Below are 23,761 nucleotides of genomic sequence, written 5' to 3'. Positions count from 1 at the left end.
TCCTCCGCCGGTGCGTCTGAGACGATGGAGGGGTGACTGAGATTCCGCGCGGCACCGTCCAGGAGCAGACCTTCTACGAACAGGTCGGCGGCGAGGAAACCTTTCGACGCCTGGTTCACCGCTTCTACCAGGGCGTCGCCGACGATCCGCTGCTGCGGCCGATGTATCCGGAGGAGGACCTCGGCCCCGCCGAGGACCGGTTCGCCACTTTTCTGATGCAGTACTGGGGCGGCCCGCGCACCTACAGCGAGAACCGCGGCCACCCTCGGCTGCGGATGCGGCACGCTCCGTTCCCGGTGGACCGGGCGGCGCACGACGCGTGGCTGAAGCACATGCGTGACGCGCTGGACGAGCTGGGGCTGGCCCCGGAGCACGAGGAACAGCTGTGGAAGTACCTCGTCTACGCCGCCGCCTCGATGGTGAACACCGCCGGCTGACGGGGATCTCCCCGAGGGGCGCGCGGGTCAGCCGGGCGGGGCGGCGAAGCGGCCGGGGTCGAAGAGGCCGATGGGATGGCGGGTGACGCCCTCCAGCGCCAGATCGGCGAGGATCTCGCCGACCACGGGCACGAACTTGAAGCCGTGCCCGGAGAATCCGCAGGCCACCGTGACGGCCTCGGGGTGCCGCGGGTGCCGGGCGATCACGAAGTGCTCATCGGGGGTGGTGGAGTACATGCAGGTCACCCCCTTGATGAAGCTCCCCGGCAGGGTGGGCAGCCGGGGGCCGAGATAGTCGGCGATCGCCCGGACCTCATGGTCGTGGACGGTGCGGTCGATGGTCTGCGGGGTGCAGACGCCGCCGTCCCGGAAGAAGGCGACCTTCGCGCCCCCGTCGGGCCCGTCGATGGCGGGGAAGCCGTACACCTGTATTCCGTCCGGGTCCTCCCAGACATAGATCGGGTGGCGCTCCGGCCGGTACGGTCCTATGCCGCCGCTCGGCCGGAACCAGTACATGATCTTCCGCTCGACGGTGATCGGCGCCCCGACGTCGGCGAGGAGTTCGGGCGCCCACGCGCCGGGGCAGACGATCAGCCGGTCGGCGCGGTAGGCGCCCTGCGCGGTGTGGACCCGTACGCCGTCGCGGTAGGGCTCCCAGCGGGTCACCGGCTCCTCGAAGCGCAGCTGTGCGCCGTGGCGGGCGGCGAGTTCGAGATGGGCGGCGACGGTGTTCTCCGGCCGCAGCAGTCCGGCCCTCGCCTCGTGGAGCGCGACCTCGTCGTCGGCCGGGGTCAGCGTCGGGAAGCGGCGGCGCAGCTCCCGGGCGTCGAGCATCTCGTGCGGCAGGTCCCACTGTTCGGCGGAGAGCCGGGCCCCCGCGACCGTGCGGCTCTCGGGCCGGCCGATCATCAGCCCGCCGCAGAGGGTGGCGATGTCGCGGCCGGTCTCGCGCTCCAGCTCGTCGTACAGCTCGTAGGCGCGGAGCAGCAGGGGGACATAGGCCGGGTCCTCGAAGTAGGACTGCCGGGTGATGCGTGAACCGCCGTGGCTGGAGCCCTGATGGTGGACCGGTCCGAATCGTTCCAGGCCCAGCACGCGCACCCCCCGGGCGGCGAGATGGGCGGCGGCCGCGCTGCCCATACCGCCGAGTCCGAGGACGATCGCGTCGTAGCCGGAGGTCATGGGCTTCCCTTCGCCGGGGGTGGTCAGCCGGTGCGGGTGGGGACGACGCTCAGCCCGCCCAGGCCGCCGACCCGGACGGCGACGGACCCGAAGGGGGTGCGCAGCCGGAGCCAGGAGCCGGCGGAGAGCAGCGCCACCGGGACCTGGGGGCGGAGGAAGCCGAGGGAGTGGGCGGCGTGCACGGCCCGCAGGGGCAGCGGGGTGTCGCTGAGGGTGCGGGACCAGATCTCCCGGCCGATACGGTCCCGCTCGGCGCGGGTGCGGTGCTCGGCGGGGAGCTGTTCGTCGCGGGAGCGGAACTCGGCGACGGAGGCGGCGACGGTGTCGCGCATGGCGTCGGTCCCGGGGAGCCCGGGGAGTTCCCGCCAGCCGCCGCGGGGCGGCAGCACACCGGTCCACGGCGGGCCGGTGACGGGGCCGGGCAGGGTGAACTCGGCCCCGGTGACGCTGTCGAGCAGTTCACCGGCGGAGACGGTGACATCGAGCAGGGCCGGGTGCCCGAGCCGGGCGGTGCGGATCGCGAGCACCTCGAAGGAGGGCGGGCGGCCGAAGACGGCGAGCCCGGCCTGCGGCCCCTCGGGGCCGCCGGCCTGGAGACGCACCGCGGCGGCGCGGTCGTAGTGGAGCAGCCGGGCGAGGAAGGCGGTGAGATCTTCCGCCTCCCTCGCGTCGGCGAAGTACAGACTGCGCACGGGCACGGTCATGCGACGAGAGCGCCCTCTTCCACGGCGGGCAGATACCGCTGGAGGTGGGCACGCTCCTCGGCGCTGATCCGGCGCGGACGGCCCGCCTCCAGGTCGTAGGGCACCACGACGGTGGAGGCCCGCACATAGACCTGTGCGGAGCCCTCGCCGTCCTCGGCGTCCCCGGCCTCGTCCTTGATCTCGTACGCGATGGTGAGGGAGGCCGCGCCGATTCTGGTCACCCATGACTCGACGGTCACCGGCTCGTGGCGGTGGACCAGCGGCCGGACGTAGTCGATCTCGTGGCGGGCCACGACGGACCCGCCGGAGAACGACGGCGAGCCGTCGCCCGGCTGGAGCCGGAACATGAAGTCGATCCGCGCCTCTTCCAGATAGCGCAGGAAGACCACGTTGTTGACATGCCCGAAGGCGTCCATGTCGGACCAGCGGAGAGGGCAGCGGTAGAGGTGCCGGGCCATGGGTGTCCTCAGCCCCTCAGCCTCGGGTGAGCTTCTTGTAGGTGGCGCGGTGCGGACGGGCCGCGTCCGGGCCGAGGCGCTCGACCTTGTTCTTCTCGTACGACTCGAAGTTGCCCTCGAACCAGAACCACTTGGAGTCGCCCTCGTAGGCGAGGATGTGGGTGGCGACCCGGTCCAGGAACCAGCGGTCGTGGGAGACGACCACGGCGGCTCCGGGGAATTCGAGCAGCGCGTTCTCCAGGGAGGAGAGCGTCTCCACGTCGAGGTCGTTGGTGGGCTCGTCGAGGAGCAGGAGGTTTCCGCCCTGCTTCAGGGTGAGCGCCAGGTTCAGCCGGTTGCGCTCGCCGCCGGAGAGCACGCCCGCGGGCTTCTGCTGGTCCGGGCCCTTGAAGCCGAACGCCGAGACATAGGCGCGGGACGGCATCTCGACCTGGCCGACGTTGATGTAGTCCAGCTCGTCGGAGACCACGGCCCACAGGGACTTCTTGGGGTCGATGTTGGCGCGGCTCTGGTCGACGTAGGAGATCTTGACCGTCTCGCCGACCTTGATCGATCCGGCGTCGGGCTCTTCCAGCCCCTGGATCATCTTGAAGAGCGTGGTCTTGCCCGCGCCGTTGGGGCCGATGACGCCCACGATGCCGTTGCGCGGCAGGGTGAAGCTGAGGTTGTCGATCAGGAGCTTGTCGCCGAAGCCCTTGGAGAGGTTCTCCACGTCGACGACGATGCTGCCCAGACGCGGGCCCGGGGGAATCTGGATCTCCTCGAAGTCCAGCTTCCGCATCTTGTCGGCCTCGGCCGCCATCTCCTCGTAACGCGCCAGACGGGCCTTGGACTTGGCCTGCCGTCCCTTGGCGTTGGAGCGGACCCACTCCAGCTCCTCGCGGAGCCGCTTGGCGCGCTTGGCGTCCTTCTGGCCCTCGACCTTGAGCCGGGCCTGCTTGGACTCCAGGTAGGTGGAGTAGTTGCCCTCGTAGCCGATGGCGCGGCCGCGGTCCAGCTCCAGGATCCAGCCCGCGACGTTGTCGAGGAAGTACCGGTCGTGGGTGATGGCGACGACGGTGCCGGCGTACTTGGCGAGGTGCGACTCCAGCCACTGCACGGACTCGGCGTCCAGGTGGTTGGTGGGCTCGTCCAGCAGCAGCAGGTCGGGGGCCTCCAGCAGCAGCTTGCAGAGGGCGACGCGGCGCTTCTCACCACCGGAGAGGTTGGTGACGGCCCAGTCCCCGGGGGGGCAGCCGAGCGCGTCCATCGCCTGCTCCAGCTGGGCGTCGAGGTCCCAGGCGTTGGCGTGGTCGAGGTCTTCCTGGAGCTTGCCCATCTCCGTCATCAGCTCGTCGGTGTACTCGGTCGCCATCTGCTCGGCGATCTCGTTGAACCGGTTGAGCTTGCCCTTGATCTCGGCGACGCCGTCCTCGACGTTCTCCAGGACCGTCTTGGACTCGTCCAGCGGCGGCTCCTGGAGCAGGATGCCGACGGTGTAGCCGGGCGACAGGAACGCGTCGCCGTTGGAGGGCTGCTCCAGTCCGGCCATGATCTTCAGCACGGTGGACTTACCGGCGCCGTTGGGGCCGACCACACCGATCTTCGCACCGGGCAGGAAGCTCAGCGTCACGTCATCGAGGATGACCTTGTCGCCGTGCGCCTTGCGCGTCTTGCGCATCGTGTAGATGTACTCAGCCAAGAGAAACCGTCCGGCAGATGAGTGAGTGGGCAGATACACCCCATCTTGCCTGACGTCCATCCCCCGATGGAAACCGGTCGCGGGGCAAAGGGGCGCGGGGCGGGGCGCACGGCGGGGGCGGTCACCGTGCGCCGAGGGGCGGTCACTCCTTCGGGGAGGGCTTGTTCCCGCGCAGGAAGAAGACGGCGGCGCCGCCGATGACGACCAGGACGATCGCGATACCCGTGATCATCGGGGTGGCGCCGGAGCCGCCGGTCGCGGCGAGGTCCCCCTCCAGGCCCGCGGAGGATCCCCCGGCCGAGGCGGGGGCGATCCGGGAGACCGGGGTCTCCGTGGCGGAGGCCCGGGAGGAGGCGGGGGCCGCGAGCCCGGTGATACGGCAGTCCAGCGTGCCCTTGAAGCTCTTGCTGAAGCCTCCGGGCACGGTGACGGTGAAGTCGTACGGCTGGTCCTCGCCGACCGGGACGGTGACCGTCCGCGACCGCCCGGCCGGGATCGTGTGCTCGGCGCCCGCCAGCTCGAAGGTGAACGGCGCGTCGCCGGCGTTGACCGCCGTGACGTCGACGCCGCCCGCGGCGCAGTTCTTCCGCGCGGAGAGGGCGGGTATCGCGCCCTTCGCGGCCCAGGTCGCGCCGGCGGTCGCGGAGACGGTGGACTCGCTGGAGCCCGCGAGGATCTGGGCCTGACTCCGGGTGGTGGAGGTCAGGGTCCGGCCGACCGGCACGGAGGTCATCGCGTGGGCGGTGAGCGCGGCCGAGCCGTCGGGGGCGTCGGCGGGCACCTCCAGATAGACCTCGGCGCCGTCGACCGCGCTGGCGACGGGCCTGCCCTTCGCGTCGGTGACCCTGATCCCGCTGGCCGCGGCGTCCGCAGGCGGGGAGAGGGAGACCCGGTCCGCGTCCGTGCGCACGGTCACCGGGCCGAGCCGGTCGCCCGGCCGCCCGGCGACGGTGCTCGGCTCCAGGCTGAGCGAGGCCGCGGGCTCGGCGTCGTCGCGGGCCTTCTCGTGAAGCCAGTCGGCGAGCTTCTCGGCGGCGGGGTCGAGCGCGTCGACGTCCGCGCCGTCCGAATAGCGCCAGATGGCGACCTGGGTGCCGGCGGCGGCGGCCTTCTGGGTGAGCGGGCCGGTGCCGGCCCGCTCGGCGAGCACCGCCAGATCGTCCACCTGGGGGAAGGAGTTCCGCAGGATCCAGCGGATCTTCCCCGCGTCGCGGTTGGCGGCGAGCGAGGTCTGCTTCCCGGGGGCTTCCAGATACTTCGCCTGGACCTGGGTCGGGTTGTGGAGATCGATGCAGTAGGTCTTCAGCCGGCCGCCGCCGTCGACGGTCATCTCGAAGAGGCCGGCGGGGATGGGGTGGCTCTTGCCGTTCGCGCGGAGCACCGCGCGGTCGAACGTCTTGAGCCCGTCGAGGGTCGCGGCGGCGCCGACCCGGTGCTGCGGCCCGTCGTCGGCCGCGGCCGTACCCGTCCCGGCCGCGGCCCCCGCCGCGACGAGACCCGCCGTCAGGACCGCGGCCGTCAGACGGCGCGCGCTCCCCCGCCCGCGTCCGGCGGACGCAGCCAACTTCGACAACACAGAATTCCCCTCCGGGCGAGGCGCATTCGCGTGTACCACGTGCTCGCGTACGCGGATGCCCATGCCGCTTCCCCTGCTCATGTGCGGTGTGCGTTCACGTGTGGCGCATGGGGGAAGTGCCTCGCCGACAGACTCAAGTGCCCCGTGAATACGGGAAATCCTAGAGAGGCCGAACGGCCCAGTCCCCCGTCATACCGTCGGACAAGCATTCCGACTCGTAATCGTTATCGCCGAAGGCCCCCGCGTCGCCGAATCCCCCTTTGCGTATCGACAAATCTCCACACCGTGATACCCGGAGATGCCCTGCTCAGAAGGGTGGAGCGGCCATCCCGGCGGCGTCCTCCGAGCCTCCGGGAGAGGCCGCGGCCACCCCCGCGTGATGACCCGCCCACTCGTCCGCCGGCCTCGCATTCGCCGTCTCCCCCGGCTGTTCCGCGTGGCCCGGCTGTTCCGGCTGCCGCTCCGTCACATTCGGTGCTCCCCTCGCCACTCGTCGGAATGCCGAGGTGCCGCGCGTCAGATCGTGGCCCGCCGACACGGCCTCGATGTCCACGAAAGTCCTTCGCTGAACTCCGCCGTCCGATGTGCCGGGAGATGTGCCCCGTGAGTCGTCATGAGAGGTCTCCCGCTCTTCCTCCCGCACTCTCAACCGGCCGTGCACCACGACCGGATCGCCCACCGAAAGGGATCCGGCCAGATTCGCGGCGAGAGTCCGCCAGGCGAAGACCGTGTAGAAGCTGGTGCGTCCGTCCGTCCAGCTCTCCCGCTGCCGGTCCCAGCGGCGCGGCGTCACCGCGACCCTGAACCGCGCCATCCCGCCGGTCGCCGTCTCCCGGTAATCCACCTGCGTGGCGACATTGCCCACCACCGTCACCATCGTGTCGTTCATCGGCGGCCACCTCCCCGTCCGCTCCGCCCGGCTCCCTGCCGGCCGATCTCCATGCTGGACCGGCCCGCCGGATCCCGCCGGGGCCTGTGGACCGCCGCCCGGCTGTGGAAAACTCCGTCACCCTCCCGGGGGACGGACGACGGGGGACGGACGACGGGGGACGGGTGCCGGGCAACAGGCAGTGGCCCGCGCCCCGAGCGCCCCCGCGCCCCTCGCGGTCGCGGCCGACCGCCCACGCGGCCGCCCGAAGCGCCCCTCACCCCCTCCCGCGCCCCCTCCCCGCCACCGTCGCGTACTGCTCCCGCACCTCCCGGTACCGCATCAGCTCTCCCGCGACCGGATCGAGCACCCGCGCCCGGCCGCACCCCGCCGCCGCCTCCCGCAGCCGTCGCCGGGCGTCCTGCCCGTACCGCCGCGCGGGCCCCCGTACGGCCGCCGTGCACGCCCACTCCAGCAGCGGCCCGCCCACGATCCCCGCCGCCATCAGCAGCGCCGGGACCACCAGCCCCGGCCGCAGGACCCCGGCGATCTGTCCCACCAGCCAGAGCCCCCCGTACACCTGGAGCACCGTCATCGACATCTGCGCCAGCACGGCGGCGGGCCACCAGGCGGGGCGCAGCGGCCGTTTGCCCGTCGCCGCCGCCTCGCGCACCGCCAGCTCGTCCAGCGCCTCGGGCAGGCCGTCCGCGCCCCGGACGGCCGCCTCGCGGACCGCCTGCGCCCAGGGCGCGGGCAGTCCGGCGGCGGCCTCGTCCGCGACCGTGCGCACCGCCTGTTCGACGCGCTGGCGGGCGGTCAGCTCCTCCTCGACCGGCGCGAGCGCCGGCCGGACCCCGCTCCCGGGCGTGCGTTTGCGCTCGTACCAGCGCCAGAGCCGCAGCCAGGGGGTTCCGCAGGCCCTGATGGCGTGTCTGCGCCACTCCCGTTCGGCGGCCTCGCCCGCCGCCTCCGCGCCGACGGCCTCGGCGAGCCGGGCCGCGAAGTCGTCGCGGGTGCGCTCGTCCAGGCCGGTGCGGCCCTCGGCGACGTACGCCGCGCGGAGTCCGGCCGCCGCCGCGTCCACGTCGGCGGAGAGCCGTCGGGCGGGGGCGGTCCGCTCCTGCGCGAACGCGCCGACGACGTCTCTCAGCTCGTCCACGCCCTCGCCGGTGAGCGCGGAGAGCGCCAGTACGGTCGCGCCGGGCTCGCCGTGCTCGCCGAGCGCCATGCCGTCCTCGTCCAGGAGTCTGCGCAGATCGTCCAGGACCTGGTCGGCGGCGTCCCCCGGCAGCCGGTCGATCTGGTTCAGCACCACGAAGGTGATCTCGGCATGGCCCGCGAGGGGCCGCAGATAGCGCTCGTGCAGAGCGGCGTCCGCGTACTTCTCGGGGTCGACCACCCAGATCACCGCGTCCACCAGCGCGAGCACCCGGTCCACCTGTTCACGGTGTCTGACCAGGGCGGAGTCATGGTCGGGCAGATCCACGAGGACCAGTCCGGAGAGTTCGTCGGCGCCTCCGGCGAGTGGTCTGCGGCGCAGCCGAGGGGGGATGGCGAGCCGGTCGAGGAGTCCGGCGGCCCCCTCGGACCAGCTGCAGGCGATCGGCGCGGAGGTGGTGGGCCGGCGCAGTCCGGTCTCGGAGAGGGGGACCTGCGCGAGGGCGTTGAAGAGGGTGGACTTCCCGCTGCCGGTGGCGCCCGCGATGGCGACGACGGTGTGCCGGGAGGAGAGCCGCTGGCGGGCGGAGGCCTCGTCGAGCACCCGGCCGGCCTCGGCGAGGGTGTCGCTCTCGACCCGGGCGCTGGAGAGGCCGACGAGTTCCCGCAGCGCGTCGAGACGGGTGCGGAGCGGTCCGCCGTAGGTGCCGCCGATGGGTACGTGCGCGTCGCCCTCCTCCGGCTCCGCGGCCGGGTCCTTGCGCTCCCGGCCGCCGGAGCGCCGGGCGATCAGCCCGTCGTCCCAGCAGCCGCCGCCGGACCGGCCCTCGCCGGACTCGCGGGGCTGGGCGACGCCCGGCTCCCCGGGGAGGGGCTCCGGTGCGGGCCCCGATCCGACCGCCGCCCCGGGGTCCGTCCCAGCGTCCGGTCCGTGGTCCGGTCCGGGGTCGGCCCCGAGGCCGGATCCGAGGTCCGGTCCCGCCTCCGGGGTCTGCGGACCGGCCGCTTCCGCGGGACTCCCGGTCCCGCCCCCCTCGGGGCCGGGGGCGGCAGCCTCCTCCGCCCGCTCGCCGGCCCGCCCCGGGGCCCGGTTCTCGTCGCCCGTGATGGCGGTCACCGCCGTCACCTCACCTTCTGCAGTACGGACAGGGCGGCGATCAGCTCGGCCTGCGGTTCCGGGGAGACGTCGAGGGCGTCGAGGGGGGCGAGCCTGCGGTCCCGTTCGCTGTGCAGCACGCCGTCGATGTACGCGGTGAGCACCTCGCCGCCCCGGTCGCGCAGCCTCAGCGCCCCCTGCGCCCCGATCCGCTCGGCGAGCTGCTCCCCGGCCCCTCGGGCCCGCCGGCCGCCGAGGAGGGCCGTCGCGACGAGGGCGGCGACGGTCTCGGGGTCGGGCGCGGCGTGCAGCTCCAGCTTGCGGACCTCCTCGTCGGCCAGCTCCTCCAGCTCGCGCCGCCAGCGCCGGACGGCCATCCCGATCCGCTCGGCGGCCTCCAGGTCCAGCCGTCCCCTGAGCGTGATCGCCCCGGCCCCGGGCTCCCGCCGCCAGGCATCGTGGACATGTTCGTCGGCGGCGGCGACGGCGCACTGCACCAGCGCGCAGAGGCTGCCGACCAGCGAATCCAGCAACTCACCCGCCGAACTGTCGCGCGGAAAGCCGCGCCAGCGCGTCCGGGCGTCGCCGGCGAGCACCGCACCGGCCCTCAGCTGCCGGTCCACCCGTTCCCGCTCGCCGTCGTACGCCTCCTCCACCACCCCCATGAGCCGTACGGCGGCGGCGTACTGCCCGGCGACGGCCGCCGCCAGCTCCGGCATCCGGGCATTGAGGGAATTGATCACTCCGGTGGCCGTGCGCCCGATGGCCTGCTGCCGGGCCGCTGGGTCCTGGACCCGGTGGGCGAGCCAGCCGAAGAGGGGGGCGACGGCGGTGGTGGGCAGCAGCCCGCTGCCTCCGCCCGCGGACTCGGGCAGCTCCGGGATGGTGAAGCGGGGCACCTCGCCGAGACCGGCCTTGGTGAGCAGGGCCGCGTACTGCCGTGAGACGTCGTTGATCACCTGGTGGGGCACCCGGTCGAGGACGGTGACGAGGGTCGCGTCGTACTGCTTGGCGGTACGCAGCAGATGCCACGGCACGGCGTCCGCGTAACGGGAGGCGGTGGTCACCATCACCCACACATCCGCCGCGCAGATCAACTCGGCCGCCAGCAGCCGGTTCTCCACGACCAGCGAGTCGATGTCGGGGGCGTCGAGCAGGGCGAGGCCCCTGGGCAGGGAGGACGCCTTCTCGATCCGTAGCCGGTTCCCCCCTTCGGGGGTGTTCTCATCGGCCGCGTCGGCGTCCTCCGTGTCGTCCTGGCGCGGGAGCCACACCCGGGTGAGGTGGGGCAGCACCCGCATCTCGGCGAACCAGTGGTGATCGTCGGGGTGACAGACGAGTACGGGGGTGCGGGTGGTGGGCCGCAGCACTCCCGCCTCGCTGACCCGCCGTCCGACCAGGGAATTGACGAGAGTGGACTTCCCGGCTCCGGTGGATCCGCCGACGACGGCGAGCAGCGGGGCGGCGGGATCCGTGAGCCGGGGCACGAGGTAGTCGTCGAGCTGCGCGAGCAGCTCGACCCGTGTCTGACGGGCCCGGGGCGCGCCGGGGAGCGGCAGGGGGAGACGCACGGCGGCGACACGGTCGCGCAGGGCGGTTAGTGCGTCGATCAGCTGAGGCCGTGCATCCAAGGTCACCACATGCGAAGAATGCCTAACTTTGGCGGCTTTTTGAAGCGTATGAGCTTGTCTGCGCGCCGGTCGGACACAAGGGGCAGAGGGGATGAGTGGGGCACAGGCATAACGAGTGCACAACACCCGGGGCCCCGGCCGCCAAAAGCGGTGCGGAAATCGCACTCGCCTGCGATTATCGGTTCGCTTCACCGAACCTCCACATCGTGCCACGGAGGTGAAGCAATGAGGTCAAGGCAATCGGAGCCCTATCCTTGTCCCGGCAAGGTCACGGACCCGCGGGTTCCGGCAGCCGCGGCCAGTCATCGGCCCCCGTAGCTCAGTGGATAGAGCAGGCGCCTTCTAAGCGCTTGGCCGCAGGTTCGAGTCCTGCCGGGGGCGCTCTTCCCATCTGACCAGCACTGACGCTGGTCCCCTCCCTCCCCTTCCGCGATGCGCGGCCCGCTGGGCCAAGCGCCTTCCCGGGCCGGCGCGCGCCCCGGGAGCACCGCGGGCGGCGTCCCGGCTCCCGGCGGGACCCTTCGGCCCGGCGTCCTCCAGACGCCCGCGCGCGGTCCGTCAGGGGTGCGGGCGCGGGGGCGGCGGCCCCGTACGCGAATACGGTGTGAACATCGGCCCGGGCACGGCCCCGGCGGCGGTCAGGCGCGGGGCGGCGGGGCGGAAGCCAGCAGTTCGAGGGCCTCCTCCCAGCGGAAGCGGTCGGCGGCCTCGGCCGACTTGGGGCGGTGGGGTTCGTACGAGCCGATCAGGACGCCCATGCCGCGCAGCCTTCGCAGACTCTCGGCGTACGCGGGGTGCGCGGCTTGGGCCTCGTTCAGGAAGGGCAGGAGCGCGATGGGAATGCCGAGGCCGTGGGCCTCGCAGAGGATGCCCAGGGCCAGGGTGTCGGAGATCCCGGCGGCCCATTTGTTGATCGTGTTGAAGGTGGCCGGGGCCACGGCTATGGCGTCGGCGGGCGGCAGCGGGCGCGGGTCGCCCGGCGCGCGCCAGGCGGAGCGGATCGGATATCCGGTGCGGGCCTCGACGGCGGGCGCGTCGAGGAATCCGAGGCCCTGCGGGGTGGCGACGACGCCCGCCTCCCAGCCGGCCTGCTGGGCGGACGTGATCAATCGGTCGACGTCGCCCGCGATTCCGGCGGCGCACACGACGATGTAGAGGAACGGCTTCTCGGTCCGCCGGTCCGGCTGAACGCTCACACAGGGCTCCCGGGGCAGTGGTCGGCAGTCGGGGTCGGTACGCCCCGGCAGGGTGCGGCGACCGGCGCGCCGGGCCGCCCCGCGGGGCGTACCGGCTGATCTACCCAGCCCGGGGCGGACATTCCGGGTACGGGAGCGGGCGCCGTCGTAAACCCCGCGCAGGCGGCCCGCGCAGGCGGCTCGCGTCGAAGGCCCGCGTCCTGGGGCCGCCGTGACGGCCACCCGCCGCGCCGAAGCCGGGGGGACCGGCCGGGGGCGGTCAGCGGTCCCGGCCGAGGAGGCCGGCGAGCGTGCGGTACTGCCGGTCCCAGCCCCACTCGGCGCGGACCCACGACTGCCCCTTCCGCCCCATCTCCCGGGCCGCCTCCCGGTTCTCCAGCAGAAGCAGCAGCCGAGCGGCGACCGCGCCGGAGTCGCGCCCGTCCACCACGTACCCCGTCTCGCCGTCCCGCACGGCGTCGGGCGCGCCGCCCGACGCGCCGACGACGACCGGGAGTCCCGCGGCGGCGGCCTCCAGGAAGACGATGCCGAGGCCCTCCACCTCCAGTCCGGCCCGGCGGGTGCGGCAGGGCATGGCGAAGACGTCCGCCGCCGCGTAGAAGGACGGCATCGCCCCGTGGGGGTGGCCGCCCGCGAAGACCACGGAGTCCCGCACGCCCTCGGCGGCGGCGAGCGCGCGCAGTTCACGCTCGTACGGACCGCTGCCGACGATCAGCAGGGCCGCGTCGGGGCAGGCCCGGTGGACCTGGCGCAGCGCCCGGATGAGAGTGTCCTGCCCCTTGCGCGGCACCAGCCGGGCGGCGCAGAGCACCACCGGGCGCTCGCCGAGGCCGTATCGGGCGCGGGTCCCGGAGCGGTCGCCGTGCGGCTGGAAGACGGCCGCGTCCACGCCCGGCGTGAGCCGCCGCATCCGGGCGGCGGCGGCCGGGCCGACCGCGTGCGCGATCTTCTCCCGGGTGTATCCGCCGAGGTGGGTGAGGGTGTCCACATGGTCGCCGATCCGCCGAAGCAGCGTCCGCGCGCCGGGGGTTCGGGCCCACCACACCTCGTGGCCGTGGGTGGTGGCGACGAATATTCGGGCGTCGGTACGGCGGCGCAGGGCCGGCGTCATCAGGCCGAGCGGGGCCGCCGCGCCGAACCAGACGCTGTCGCAGCGGTGCCGCCGGATCAGCTCCGCCGTCCGCCGGGTGGCCGCGCCGGTCGGCAGCAGCGTCCTGGCCGGGTCGCGGACGACGGGGAAGGGGAGACCGGCGTCGAAGGCCTCGCCGCCGGGGGTGGCGGAGGTGTGGACGACCACCTCGTCGTCCGGGAAGCGGACGGCCATCGCGTGGACGAAGGTCTCGATGCCGCCCTGGCGGGGCGGGAAATCATTGGTGACGATCAGGGTGCGGGACACGGTGCCTGCCAGAGGTCGTACGGGGGCGGATGGTCGGGGCGTGCGCGGGAGGCGGCTTCGGCCCGTCGGGGCGCCGGGCCGCCGCGAGGCGGAACCAGGCGAAGAGGACGAGCGGGTAGACGAGATAGCCGAAGCGGGTGGCGGGGGCCGCGCACATGGCCACCGCGAGTCCGAGGGCCAGCCGGTCGGCGGCGGCGAGCAGGGTCAGGGGCGGGCGGCGGACGAGGGAGTACGCGAGGGCCGCGGCCGCGACCGCCAGCGCGCCGACCGCGAGGGCGGAGCCGTACGGGACATGGGCGGCCAGCAGCTGTCCGGGCAGCGGGCTGGCGGCGGGCGAGGAGGCCCGGCCCTCGCCCAGCGGGTAGCGCACGAGGTGCTCGGCGAAGGCGCGCGGGCCGGCCAGGGCGATCGGCACGGCGGTGACGAGCAGGACGCCGGCGGCGGCCGCTGCGGCGCGCAGCGCGGAACGGCGGCCCCGGGTCGCGTACAGCAGGACGGCGACGACGGGGAGCGCGGGCCACGCGGTCCACTTCAGCGCCGCCGCCGCGCCGACGGCGAGCCCGGCCCGGCCGCTCGATCCCCTTGCCGCCAGGGCGAGTCCCAGGCACATCAGGCCGATGACCGGCAGATCGACCCCGCCGACGGCCAGCGGGAGCGCGACCGCCGGGAAGGCCGCCGCGCACAGCAGGGCACGCGCCGTCCGGGGACCGGAGGAGGGGGACCGGCCGGGGCTCGGCCGGGCGGCGACGCGGGCGGACGCGGCCAGCGCGAGGAGGAAGACGAGGGCGAACCACCAGCGGGCGTCGGCGAGCGGGGTGGGGCCGAGGAGCGCGCGGGGGAGGCCGAAGAGCGCCATGCCGGGGAGATAGGGGTTGTAGTCCGGCCGGTCGAGCGGCTCGGCGACATAGGGACTGCCGGTGCCGAGCAGAAGCTCTCCGGAGCGTTCGACGACATCGACCTCCAGCTGGGAGACGCCCCGCGCGGCGAGGATCGTCAGGGGTACGAGGACCGTGCCGGCCGCCGCCACGAGCGCCGCCGCGCGGTGGGCGCGGTGCGCGAGCAGGGCGGCGAGGGCGTAGCCGACGGCGGCGCAGCCGCCCCAGAACCGGTGCGGGGGCAGGCTGGACAGCAGCGACAGCAGCAGGGCGGCGGCCGAACAGGCGGACCAGCCGAGCGCGTTCCAGGGGCGGGGCTCGCGCGGTGCGGCGGGGGCGCGGGGCAGGACGGGAGCCCGCGGGCCTCCGCGCGGCTCCCCGTACGGCCCGGCCCCGGCGGTCGCCGTCCCGGGCGGCCCGACCGGCGCTTCGACCACGCCCGTCGGGGCCGACGGGTCCATCGGGTCCGACAGGTCCATCGGGTCCGTACAGAACCTCCGAACCGTACGGAGGCCGATGCGCCGATCCGTGTTCATCCGGTCCCCTCCTCTCCTCGTGAGCCGCGTTGCAGTCTGCGAGCGAGGCGGGGCGCGGGTCGTCACCCGAGGATGTGATCGTGGGCGTCAACCCCCGGTATGACGGAGGGACTCGGCGTCACACCCCGAGGTGACGCCCCGAAGCGGTCCGGGGCCGGGAACGGAGTCCGTCGGACGACTCCCCCGGCCGCGCCGGGACGGCCGCACGGCCGCCTACACTTCCCGGTCACGGCCGGATCGGAAGGAGTTGGCGGATGACCGACCAGAGGCGGGCGGCGGACCGGGTGGACACCGGCCGGGCGCACTCGGCCCGGGTGTACGACTGCATATTGGGCGGGAAGGACCACTATCCGGTGGACGCCGAGGCCGGGCGGGCGATGTGCGCCCAGTGGCCCGCGCTCCCGGTCCATATGCGGGCCAACCGGGAGTTCATGCACCGGGCGGCGCGCCATCTCGCCCGGGAGGAGGGGATCCGTCAGTTCCTGGACATCGGCACGGGTCTGCCGACCTCCCCCAATCTCCACGAGGTGGTCCAGCGGGAGCGGCCGGACGCCTCCGTCGTCTATGTGGACAACGACCCCATCGTCCTCGCCCACGCGCAGGCGCTGCTGACCAGCTCGCCGGAGGGCCGGACCGCCTATGTCGACGCGGACATGCGGGACCCGGACGCGATCACCGGGTCCGCCGAGTTCCGGGAGCTGCTGGATCCGCGCGAGCCGGTGGCGCTCATGGTGATCGGCATGCTGCACTTCATCACCCCGCCCGACGACCACGCCCTGCTGCGCAGGCTGCTGGACCCGCTCCCCCCGGGCAGCTTTCTCGCGGCGACGATCGGCACCGCCGACTTCGCCCCCGAGGAGGTCGGGCGGGTGGCCCGGGAGTACGAGCGCCAGGGCATGCCGATGGTGCTGCGCGACCGCGCGGCGGCCGAGGCGTTCTTCGACGGTCTGGACATGGTCGGGCCGGGGCTGCGCCAGGTGCACCACTGGCGTCCCGACCCGGGCGGGACCCCGCCGGACGACCGGGACGTCGCGATGTACGGCGCGGTGGCGCGCAAACCCTGACGGGAGCCGTCCCCGTGACCGCGGAGGCCCCCGCGACGGCGGCCGGCCCCGGCGCTCGGGACGCCGCCGGGGCCCGCCCCGCGCACGGCCGTTCGTACGGCCGTTCGTACGGTGCGCACGCCGGTCCGGCCCGCGCGGGCGAGGGCGGGCGCCCCGGGGGGCCTGCCGACGGTGACGCCTGCCGGACGGCCCCGGCCCCCGGCCGCCGCCCGGCGCCCGGGGCGTCCCGCGCGCTCAGGTGGCGTGCAGCATCGGCAGATCGGCGAGGTGCTCCTCCGGTACGGCGAAGGCCTCGGCGAGCAGCCCCAGATGCGGGGCGAGCCGGGACGTCAGCCGCTCGGCGACGTCCGGCAGCGCCCGTACCTGAGGGGCGCTGAGGTGCCCGTCGGCCAGCAGCTCACCGGCGCGCGGGGCGACGGCGTCCAGCAGGAACAGCGCGCACAGATCCCTGAGCAGGGCCCGGGTCGCGGTGTGCGGGACGGTTTCGAGGGCGGCGATGAAGGCGTCGGCGGCCTGGAGGACGGCATGGGTCTCGACGAGTTCGAGGGCGGCCCCGGAGGCGTTGTTCCAGCGGCCGAGGGAGTCCCCCGACGGCCCCGACCGGAGATTGAGCCGGGCCCGGTGGTGCCAGCGGCGCTCCACGTCGGCGAGCAGGTCCCGCAGAAAGGACGGGTCCCGCAGGGCGTTGGGCGACTTGGACGCCTCGGTGCGGTCGCCGGAGGGCTCGCCCGGGGTGTAGCCGAAGATCATCTCCGCGCCGGCCTTGCACCAGATGGCGAGATTGTCGCCCTCCGCGGTGATGGCTCCGTCGGCGTTGGCCGGGAACTCGGCGAGTCCGTTGACGGGGAACAGCGCCCGTGCGCCGCACCGCTCCCGGGCCTCGATGGTGATGGTGCGCGCCTGCCAGGTGATCCAGCCCTTGGCGACGGCCACCAGCCGCTCCACCCGGTCGCGGTCGGCCGGCTCGTGGCCGACCCAGGCCTCGGTGACGGACCGGTGCAGAAAGGTCATCGCGTAGGCGGTCGCCAGGGACCTCAGCAGCCGGGCGTGGTGGCTGCGGTGGGCGGCGAGCGGGACCCTGGTGCCCGCGGTGGGACCGGAGATGTGCCGGGTGTAGGAGTAGCGGACGGCGATGGCCAGCGCGGCCCGGCAGCCGCCGAGCGTACTGGCGCTCATACACAGCTTGCCCGCGGTGACCCGGCCGATGGCCCGCAGGAAGCGCTTGCGCGGGCTGCCCACGGTGCTGCGCAGGGACCCGTCCGGCAGCAGCCGGCCGTGCGCCCCCTGGACCAGGGCGGTACGGGGCAGCCGCACCCGGTCGAAGGAGGTGACGCAGTGGTCGACCGGGCTGCCGACGCGTTCGGGGAGGCGCTCGACGGTGATCCCGGGCAGCGGGCCGTTGTCGTCGGTCAGCGGGGTGAGGAAGAGGAAGACGCCCAGATCCCGGCCGTCCACGAGCAGCCGGGCCGCGACCACCGCCGACTTGGGGCCGCCCGCCGCGCTGGTGTTGGGCATGTACTTCTGCGCGCCCTCGCCCGGGGTGTGGAGGACGAAGCCATTGGCACGGCGGTCGTAAACGGCCGTCGTTTCCAGGGCGGCGGCGTCATTTCCGTGGGCGCGCTCCGTGCACAGGAACGTTCCTGTACGCGTGAGACTCAGGAAAGGAGCGAGATCGCGCTCCGTTGAATGGTCATCAATCAGGCTGCCGAGAAAGAGGTTGTAGTGAATTCCGGCCACCGTGGCGAGCGCTCCGTCGACGACCGCGGCCCATTCGTGCATCGCGGCGAGGCCGCGTGCGTCGCGGGCCAGCTCTTCGGGGGCTTCGATTTCCTCGTTGAAGGCACGCAGCCGGGCATATGACAACTCCCAGCGCTCCTCGGTCCGCAGCTCCGGACGGAATCGAAAGGGGTCTGTCGAGATGATTTTGCGCCAGCGTGAATGGGATTCGGCGGGGCCGTCGTCAAACAGTACGGCGGTCAGTTCACGGCAGGCGGGCGGCGCCGGTTCGACGGCGTCGGCCGAGATGTCGGCACGGGCATAGGCTGGGGTGTCGGCATGGGTGAACACGGCCCTCTCAACGATCATGGGTTGTCCTGGTCACCATCGAGACTGTCGCTCGTTTGAGTGATCATCGGGCTTCCATGCCGGAAGAAGTCGCCGCCATGAGGCTGAGCGGGCGAAACGGTCTTCCTTGGGCGATATAAAGATCTTTGCCGGATGGCGGCCGGTTACTCAACCAGTTGGCCATCAGGTCAGATTGTACGACTTATTCAAGGAATCATCGTGACCTCGAAGACGCCTCGCCCCCCGACAGGACGGCTCGCACTGAAGGACCGGGAGGAGGTCGCGGAGCGCCTTCTCCAGGCGAGTCTCCGGCATTCCCTCGACCCCGACCGGGAACTCGACTGGGACGCCCCCTTCGAGGACGGCAAATGGTTCTGGCCACCGGAGCTGATTTCCCTCTATGACACTCCCCTCTGGCGGGAGATGTCCGACGAGCAGCGCCACCGGCTCGCCCGCGTCGAAAGCGCTTCACTCGCCTCGATCGGCATCTGGTTCGAGATCGTGGTGATGCAACTGCTGCTGCGGCACATCTACGACAAGCCGGTCACCAGCAAGCATGTGCGCTATGCACTGACCGAGATCGCGGACGAGTGCCGGCACTCGATGATGTTCGCCCGATTTCTCACCAAGTCGGGCACTCCCGTCCATCCCGTCGCGCCCTTCGCCCAGAATCTGACCCGGGTCTTCAAATCCTGCTCCAACACGGCCTGTTCACTGGTATTCACCCTGCTCTGCGAAGAGGTCATCGACTGGATGCAGCGGCTCGCCTTCTGCGACGAGCGGGTGCAGCCCCTGGTGCGCGGGGTGACCCGGATCCATGTGATCGAGGAGGCGCGCCATGTGCGGTACGCGCGGGAGGAGCTGCGCCGGCAGATGGCGGCGGCGGGCCGGCTGGAGCTGCGGGTGACCCGTACCGTCACCGCCGAGCTGGCGCGGGCCTTCGCACGCGTCTTCGTCAACCCGATGGTGTACCCGGAGTGCGGAATCGACCGGCGCGAGGCCGTGGCGCAGGCCCGGTCCAGCGAGCACCGGCGCGAAGTGCTCCGCAAGGGGGCCGGGCGGCTCACCGACTTCCTCGGCGAGGTGGGCGCGCTCGACGCCCGGGGCCGCCGGGTCTGGCGCTCCGCGGGACTGCTGTGACCACCGCGCCTCCGCACGAGCACCGCACCCCCGCGACGACCGTGACCGCCGCGACCGCGGGCCCGCCGTCCTGACCGCTCGGCCCGCCCGGCTCACGCCGCTCACGCCGACCGCCGCCCCGAGCCCTTCGGTCCTACGGGACCGCCCTCGCCGGCACCTCCGGCGCGGCGTCGTCCGCCCCGCTCCCGGTGAGCCGGGCGTACTCCCCGGGGTCGACCCGGCGCACCGCCCGCCGGAACCGCCGGGTCGACCCGGGCCACAGCGTCGTATTGCGCCCGTCGGCGTCCAGATACCAGCTCACGCACGCCCCGGTGTTCCACACGCTGCGGCCGAGCCGGGCGTCGAGTCCCTCGTTCCACGCGCGCAGCGCCTCGGGGAGCGGGTCGAGCGCGACCCGCCCCTCCCCCGGGCCCCGCCCTTCCCCCGGAATCCGCCCCTCCCCCGGCCCCCGCGGCTCCAGCAGCCGCAGATAGTCCAGGAGATAGGCCAGCTGGGACTCGATCATCAGCACCATCGAGGTGTTGCCGAGGCCCGTGTTGGGCCCGAGCAGCATCATCAGATTGGGGAAGCCGGGCACGGTCGCGCCGCGCAGCGCCCGCATCCCCTCCCCCTCGCGCCACGCCTCCGCGAGCGTCGCCCCGCCGGTCCCCACGATCCGGTCGGCGATCGGCGGGTCGGTGACCTTGAAGCCGGTCGCGAAGACGATGGCGTCGGCGTCGACGGCCGTGCCGTCCCCGGCGATCAGCCGCGAGCCGCGCACCTCGTCCAGCGAGGAGGCGACGACGTCGACATGGGGCAGCGCGAGCGCGGGGTAGTAGTCGCTGGAGAGCAGGATCCGCTTGCAGCCGATCCGGTAGTCCGGCGTCAGCCGGGCCCGCAGCTCCGGGTCCTTGACCGCGCGCCGCAGATGCGCCCGCGCCAGCGCCTCGTACCCCGACAGCGCTCGCGGGAAGCGGGTGAAGGCATGGGTGACCAGCTCCCGTACGCCCCACTGCACTCCCCGCCGCAGGACCGCCGCGGCCGGGAACCTCTGGTACATCCGGCGTTCCAGCTCGGTCACCCGGCGGTCGGGGCGGGGCAGCACCCAGGGCGGGGTCCGCTGGAAGAGGCGGATCCCGGCCGCCGTGGCGGCCAGGGCGGGCACGATCTGGACGGCGGACGCCCCCGTGCCGATCACCGCGACGCGCTTCCCGCGCAGATCGGCGCCGTGGTCCCAGCGGGCGGAGTGGAACACCGGGCCGGGGAAGGAGCCGAGACCCCGGACCGGCGGGACGGACGGCGCGGAGAGGGGGCCGGTCGCGCAGACCACGACGTCCGCCGTCCAGTCGCCGCCGGACGAGGCGATCTCCCAGAGGAGCCGCGCCTCGTTCCAGCGGACGGCGCGGACGTCCTGGCGGAGCCGGAGATGGGGCCGTACGCCCTCGGTGTCGGCCACGGTCTCCAGATAGAGGCGGATGTCCTGGCGCTCGGAGAAGGTGCGCGGCCACCACTCCGCGCCGGGGGCGAAGGAGTACGAGTAGAGATGGGAGGGGACGTCGCAGGCGCAGCCCGGGTAGGTGTTGTCCCGCCAGGTGCCGCCGACGCCCGCGGACCGCTCCAGGACGACGAAGTCCCGGTGGCCGCCGCGCCTGAGCATGACCGCGGCTCCCAGTCCGCTGAACCCGGCGCCGATGACCGCCACCCGCACATGCCGTCCGCCCGAACCGCCCGCCGTACCCCGCACCGCTTCCCCCTGCTCCTCGCCGCCGCTCACCGTCGGCACCCAGAGTATCCATATGGACACTCAGAGCTACTCCATGCGAGTCGGCCGGGTCACGGTACGAAGGTGAACTCCGGGCGGCGGTCCGGCCGGCCGGGGGGAGGGAGACCGGGCGACCCGGCCGCATTCCGGGTCGCCCGGCCGGTCGGTCGCCACCGGGCCCGGTACGGGAGGAGTCCCCCGTACCGGAAGGGGCCTCCGTGCGGGAGGAGTCCCGCGAAGGGAGTTCCGCGCACGGGAGGAGCCCCCTCTCTGCGGGGGACAGGAGAGGGGGCTCGGCCAGGGCCCAGTGGGGGAAGCTGTCGCTCGAGGCCCTGAGCCGCCCGCGGAGCCGTGCGGGATGTCCGGCTCCGCGGACGGCGGTCTGGTCCGCCGCCGGCTCGGCCTACGTCGGGCCGGGCTCGGCGCCGGGTGGGGCGCCGTCCGCGGGCGGTGCTTTCTCCCTGGTCCCGGTGGGGATCTGGGGGGCGGTCAGGAAATGGTGCATGGAGCGGAGGAACTCGAACAGCGGGTCCTGCTCACAGGGCCTGGCGGGATGGGTCGGATGGTCGGCGATCCGGTCGGCCGCTATGCGGTCGGCCGCGGCGCGCCCGGGCCGGGGGCGGCCGGTCCCGTGCCGGTCCGCCGGGTTGGCCCTGGGGTGTCGGGACTGATGGCGGTGGTGGGTCAGATCGCGCAGTTCCTTTAAGTGCAGCGCGTCTGCGAGCGCGGACCGCAAGGGCTTCATCGCCTCGTCCCTTCGCCGAAGGGCTGGGAGCCTCGCCCGTCGTCGGGCCTCCACTGACCGCCCTCGCCCACGGGCCGGTCGTATCCCTGCTGGCCGTACGCGGGAGCCGGGGGCGTCTGGGGCGGGGGGCCGGCGGGCCGGACGTATCCCTGCGGTGTGACGTACCCCTGGGGCGGGATGTAGCCCTGCGGCGGGACGTATCCCTGGGTCAGATGGGGCTGGCTGTGTCCCGGGTGCGGGAGATGTGTGGCGGGCTGGGCGTGGTGCGGCTGCGGGTGCACCGGGCGGGTGTTGTTGTGTCCCGGTCCGTGCTGATGGGGCTGGGGATGCTGGTGCTGACGGGGGTGGGAGCCGCCGTGCACCGGGTGTCCCGGGCCCGCGCTGTGCTGGTAGACGGGCTCGGAGTCGGGGGCGTGCGGGCGGGCGGGCCCCTGTCCCGGGACTCCGGCCGGCACGGGCCGGTCGAGTCCCGCGGCGACCGGTTCGCCCAGCGTGCCGCTCCCGGGGCCGTCGGTGCTGTCGGGGTCGTCGGGGCTGTCGGGACCTTGCGAGTTCCGGGCCTCTTCCGCCTCGCGGGCGGCCTTGTCGCCGGGGAGCAGGATCTCGATCTCCTCGGCCCCGGCCTTGCGGCGCTGGTCGGCCCACTCCTCGATCTGGCTGAGGCAGGCGAGGTCGAGATGGGAGATCTTGGTGGCGTCGACGCAGACCCGGCTCTTGTCGGAGATGGACTCCAGGGCGTCGATCAGCCGGGGAAGGCGCAGGAAGGTGGCGTTGCCGCTCAGCTCCAGCCGGGCGCTGTCGCCGTCGACGGTCTTGCGGATGGTCATCTTCGACATCCGCAGGGCGGTGAGGATGACCGCGACCGCGAGGCCGGCCAGCACTCCTTCGAGGAGGTTGGCGACCACGATGGCCAGCGTGGTGATGAACATGACCAGGCCCTCACCGCGGTCCGTCTTCCACATCTGGACGAAGGCGGGCGGGTTGAAGAGCTTCCAGCCGGCGTGGAGCAGGATGCCGGCGAGGACGGTCATCGGGATGAGCCCGAGGAGTCCGGGCAGCAGCAGGCCGAAGGCCAGCAGCCAGAAGCCGTGCAGGATACGGGAGACCTTGGTCTTGGCACCGGCCTGGACGTTGGCGGCACTGCGCACGATGACGGCGGTCATGGGCAGTGCGCCGAGGAAGCCGCAGATGGTGTTGCCGACGCCCTGCGAGACGAGTTCGGCGTTGTACTTGGTGCGCGGACCGGTGTGCATGCGGTCGACGGCGGCGGCGCTGAAGAGGCTCTCCGCCGAGGCGATCACGGTGAAGGTGATGATCATGGTGATCACGGCCGGGTCGATGACGTTGCCCAGGGCCGAGGGGCCGACGAAGTCGATCGCCTTCAGCATGTTGTCGAAGGAGACCTTGTTGATGTCGAAGACCGGAAGAGCGGCGATGCCGGCGCCGAGGATCACCGCGACCAGGGGCGCGGGGACCTTGCTCAGCGGCGCGGGGACCTTCTTCCAGAGGAAGCAGAGGGCGAGCGCCATGACGCCGAGGGAGAGCGCGAGCAGCTTCTGCCGGTCGGCGAGGACGTCCGTGGCGAGGTTGGGGAGACCTGCGATGTTCTTGAGAGCCGTGCCGAGCTGGGGGGTGTCCACCAGGGCGTAGATCTGGCTCAGGATCAGCGGCACGCCGATGCCCGCGAGCATGCCCTGCACCACGGAGACCGAGATGGACTGGAAGATCCGGCCCATCCTCAGCATGCCGAGGCCGATTTGCAGCAGGCCGGAGATGAGGACGACGGGGCCGAGCAGTGCCACCCCGTGATGGGTGACGAACTCCAGGACGAGGACGGCGAGTCCGGCGGCGGGGCCGCTGACTTGGAGGCTGCTGCCGGGCAGGAAGCCCACGATCAGGCCGCCGACGATGCCGGTGACGATACCGAGGGCGACGTTCACACCGGAAGCGGCCGCGACTCCGATGCAGAGGGGAAGAGCGACGAGGAAGACGACGATCGAGGCGGTGAAGTCCGCGCTGAACGTACCTTTGAGGGAGGGGGAGGCGCCGGACTTGACCGGGGGCGTGCCTTCGCCCTTTCTCACATGCCGTCCAGCACCTAGACGCATCCGTTCAGTCGACACAGCAATCCTTTCGCCGCATCCGGCCGCCGAAGAGCTGGGGGGTGCTCGTGCACGGCGGCGGGTGCGTGTGGGGGGGGCGGGGTGGGCCGG

18 protein-coding genes and 1 tRNA gene are annotated in these 23,761 nt (G+C 73.2%); 4 read left to right on the top strand and 15 right to left on the bottom strand.

What is annotated here, in order from left to right; translation table 11 throughout:
- Window positions 1-32 precede the first annotated feature (32 nt).
- Entirely contained in the window at window positions 33-437 is a 405-nt protein-coding gene (locus ACF089_RS09265; RefSeq protein ID WP_392023997.1) for a globin, read from the top strand.
- Window positions 438-464: 27 nt separating this feature from the next.
- Here ACF089_RS09265 and solA read toward each other — a convergent pair whose 3' ends face one another.
- The 8 genes from solA to ACF089_RS09225 form a co-directional block, all read right to left on the bottom strand.
- On the bottom strand, window positions 465-1,619 hold the full coding sequence (gene solA, locus ACF089_RS09260) for an N-methyl-L-tryptophan oxidase (RefSeq protein ID WP_392023994.1): 1,155 nt from the start codon (window positions 1,617-1,619) through the stop codon (window positions 465-467).
- A gap of 23 nt (window positions 1,620-1,642) precedes the next feature.
- Window positions 1,643-2,323, bottom strand: coding sequence for a hypothetical protein (locus ACF089_RS09255; protein ID WP_392023991.1), 681 nt, complete (start codon window positions 2,321-2,323; stop codon window positions 1,643-1,645).
- Window positions 2,320-2,781 carry an acyl-CoA thioesterase gene (locus tag ACF089_RS09250; RefSeq protein ID WP_392023989.1) on the bottom strand — a complete coding sequence of 154 codons (462 nt, stop codon included), beginning with the start codon at window positions 2,779-2,781 and terminating at the stop codon, window positions 2,320-2,322. Before ACF089_RS09250 ends, ACF089_RS09255 begins: the two co-directional genes overlap by 4 nt.
- Before the next feature lie 16 nt (window positions 2,782-2,797).
- Window positions 2,798-4,462: an energy-dependent translational throttle protein EttA gene (ettA, locus tag ACF089_RS09245; protein ID WP_392023986.1), complete on the bottom strand. Its 1,665-nt coding sequence runs from the start codon at window positions 4,460-4,462 to the stop codon at window positions 2,798-2,800.
- A 142-nt stretch (window positions 4,463-4,604) separates the two neighbouring features.
- The gene (locus tag ACF089_RS09240; protein ID WP_392024757.1) at window positions 4,605-6,101 is read right to left on the bottom strand and encodes a Cys-Gln thioester bond-forming surface protein; all 1,497 of its coding nucleotides are present in this window, start codon (window positions 6,099-6,101) and stop codon (window positions 4,605-4,607) included.
- Window positions 6,102-6,345: 244 nt separating this feature from the next.
- Window positions 6,346-6,927, bottom strand: a complete 582-nt coding sequence (locus ACF089_RS09235) for a single-stranded DNA-binding protein (RefSeq protein ID WP_392023983.1) — start codon at window positions 6,925-6,927, stop codon at window positions 6,346-6,348.
- A 256-nt stretch (window positions 6,928-7,183) separates the two neighbouring features.
- Window positions 7,184-9,190 (bottom strand): GTPase, encoded by a 2,007-nt coding sequence (locus ACF089_RS09230; RefSeq protein WP_392023980.1) that lies wholly within the window; start codon window positions 9,188-9,190, stop codon window positions 7,184-7,186.
- The gene (locus ACF089_RS09225) at window positions 9,187-10,791 is read right to left on the bottom strand and encodes a dynamin family protein (RefSeq protein ID WP_392024754.1); all 1,605 of its coding nucleotides are present in this window, start codon (window positions 10,789-10,791) and stop codon (window positions 9,187-9,189) included. The genes ACF089_RS09230 and ACF089_RS09225 overlap by 4 nt, the downstream gene beginning before the upstream one ends.
- A gap of 308 nt (window positions 10,792-11,099) precedes the next feature.
- Here ACF089_RS09225 and ACF089_RS09220 point away from each other — a divergent pair.
- A tRNA-Arg gene (locus ACF089_RS09220) sits at window positions 11,100-11,172 on the top strand.
- Window positions 11,173-11,429: 257 nt separating this feature from the next.
- Here the strand turns inward: ACF089_RS09220 and ACF089_RS09215 are convergent.
- From ACF089_RS09215 to ACF089_RS09205, 3 genes are all read right to left on the bottom strand, one after another.
- The gene (locus ACF089_RS09215; RefSeq protein ID WP_392023977.1) at window positions 11,430-11,987 is read right to left on the bottom strand and encodes a flavoprotein; all 558 of its coding nucleotides are present in this window, start codon (window positions 11,985-11,987) and stop codon (window positions 11,430-11,432) included.
- A gap of 259 nt (window positions 11,988-12,246) precedes the next feature.
- A complete protein-coding gene (locus tag ACF089_RS09210) occupies window positions 12,247-13,395 on the bottom strand; it encodes a glycosyltransferase family 4 protein (RefSeq protein ID WP_392024752.1) in 1,149 nt (382 codons plus the stop codon).
- Window positions 13,355-14,794, bottom strand: coding sequence for a glycosyltransferase 87 family protein (locus tag ACF089_RS09205; RefSeq protein ID WP_392023974.1), 1,440 nt, complete (start codon window positions 14,792-14,794; stop codon window positions 13,355-13,357). Before ACF089_RS09205 ends, ACF089_RS09210 begins: the two co-directional genes overlap by 41 nt.
- Window positions 14,795-15,048: 254 nt before the next feature.
- Between ACF089_RS09205 and ACF089_RS09200 the strand changes: the two genes are divergently transcribed.
- The gene (locus ACF089_RS09200; RefSeq protein WP_392023971.1) at window positions 15,049-15,858 is read left to right on the top strand and encodes an SAM-dependent methyltransferase; all 810 of its coding nucleotides are present in this window, start codon (window positions 15,049-15,051) and stop codon (window positions 15,856-15,858) included.
- Window positions 15,859-16,092: 234 nt separating this feature from the next.
- Here the strand turns inward: ACF089_RS09200 and ACF089_RS09195 are convergent, their stop codons facing one another.
- Window positions 16,093-17,943, bottom strand: a complete 1,851-nt coding sequence (locus ACF089_RS09195) for an acyl-CoA dehydrogenase (protein ID WP_392023969.1) — start codon at window positions 17,941-17,943, stop codon at window positions 16,093-16,095.
- Between the two features lie 198 nt (window positions 17,944-18,141).
- Here ACF089_RS09195 and ACF089_RS09190 point away from each other — a divergent pair, with 198 nt between their 5' ends.
- The gene (locus tag ACF089_RS09190; RefSeq protein WP_392023966.1) at window positions 18,142-19,062 is read left to right on the top strand and encodes a diiron oxygenase; all 921 of its coding nucleotides are present in this window, start codon (window positions 18,142-18,144) and stop codon (window positions 19,060-19,062) included.
- 133 nt (window positions 19,063-19,195) lie between these two features.
- Here ACF089_RS09190 and ACF089_RS09185 read toward each other — a convergent pair whose 3' ends face one another.
- The 3 genes from ACF089_RS09185 to ACF089_RS09175 form a co-directional block, all read right to left on the bottom strand.
- Entirely contained in the window at window positions 19,196-20,785 is a 1,590-nt protein-coding gene (locus tag ACF089_RS09185) for a flavin-containing monooxygenase (protein WP_392024749.1), read from the bottom strand.
- 421 nt (window positions 20,786-21,206) lie between these two features.
- Entirely contained in the window at window positions 21,207-21,548 is a 342-nt protein-coding gene (locus tag ACF089_RS09180; RefSeq protein WP_392023964.1) for a hypothetical protein, read from the bottom strand.
- On the bottom strand, window positions 21,545-23,656 hold the full coding sequence (locus tag ACF089_RS09175; RefSeq protein WP_392023963.1) for a SulP family inorganic anion transporter: 2,112 nt from the start codon (window positions 23,654-23,656) through the stop codon (window positions 21,545-21,547). The genes ACF089_RS09180 and ACF089_RS09175 overlap by 4 nt, the downstream gene beginning before the upstream one ends.
- Window positions 23,657-23,761 lie beyond the last annotated feature (105 nt).

Origin of the sequence: Streptomyces sp. NPDC014894 (assembly GCF_043080985.1) — a bacterium.
In the GTDB taxonomy this organism is placed as follows: domain Bacteria; phylum Actinomycetota; class Actinomycetes; order Streptomycetales; family Streptomycetaceae; genus Streptomyces.
This window is presented reverse-complemented; position numbering and strand designations above follow the sequence as displayed.

Excerpts from the sequence above, each read along its gene's own strand:
- ACF089_RS09200 (WP_392023971.1), top strand. The coding sequence starts at position 15,049 with ATGACCGACCAGAGGCGGGCGGCGGACCGGGTGGACACCGGCCGGGCG.
- ACF089_RS09240 (WP_392024757.1), bottom strand. The coding sequence starts at position 6,101 with ATGGGCATCCGCGTACGCGAGCACGTGGTACACGCGAATGCGCCTCGC.
- ACF089_RS09235 (WP_392023983.1), bottom strand. The coding sequence starts at position 6,927 with ATGAACGACACGATGGTGACGGTGGTGGGCAATGTCGCCACGCAGGTG.
- ACF089_RS09250 (WP_392023989.1), bottom strand. The coding sequence starts at position 2,781 with ATGGCCCGGCACCTCTACCGCTGCCCTCTCCGCTGGTCCGACATGGAC.
- ACF089_RS09175 (WP_392023963.1), bottom strand. The coding sequence starts at position 23,656 with ATGCGTCTAGGTGCTGGACGGCATGTGAGAAAGGGCGAAGGCACGCCC.
- ACF089_RS09195 (WP_392023969.1), bottom strand. The coding sequence starts at position 17,943 with ATGATCGTTGAGAGGGCCGTGTTCACCCATGCCGACACCCCAGCCTAT.
- ACF089_RS09205 (WP_392023974.1), bottom strand. The coding sequence starts at position 14,794 with ATGAACACGGATCGGCGCATCGGCCTCCGTACGGTTCGGAGGTTCTGT.
- solA (WP_392023994.1), bottom strand. The coding sequence starts at position 1,619 with ATGACCTCCGGCTACGACGCGATCGTCCTCGGACTCGGCGGTATGGGC.
- ACF089_RS09180 (WP_392023964.1), bottom strand. The coding sequence starts at position 21,548 with ATGAAGCCCTTGCGGTCCGCGCTCGCAGACGCGCTGCACTTAAAGGAA.
- ACF089_RS09255 (WP_392023991.1), bottom strand. The coding sequence starts at position 2,323 with ATGACCGTGCCCGTGCGCAGTCTGTACTTCGCCGACGCGAGGGAGGCG.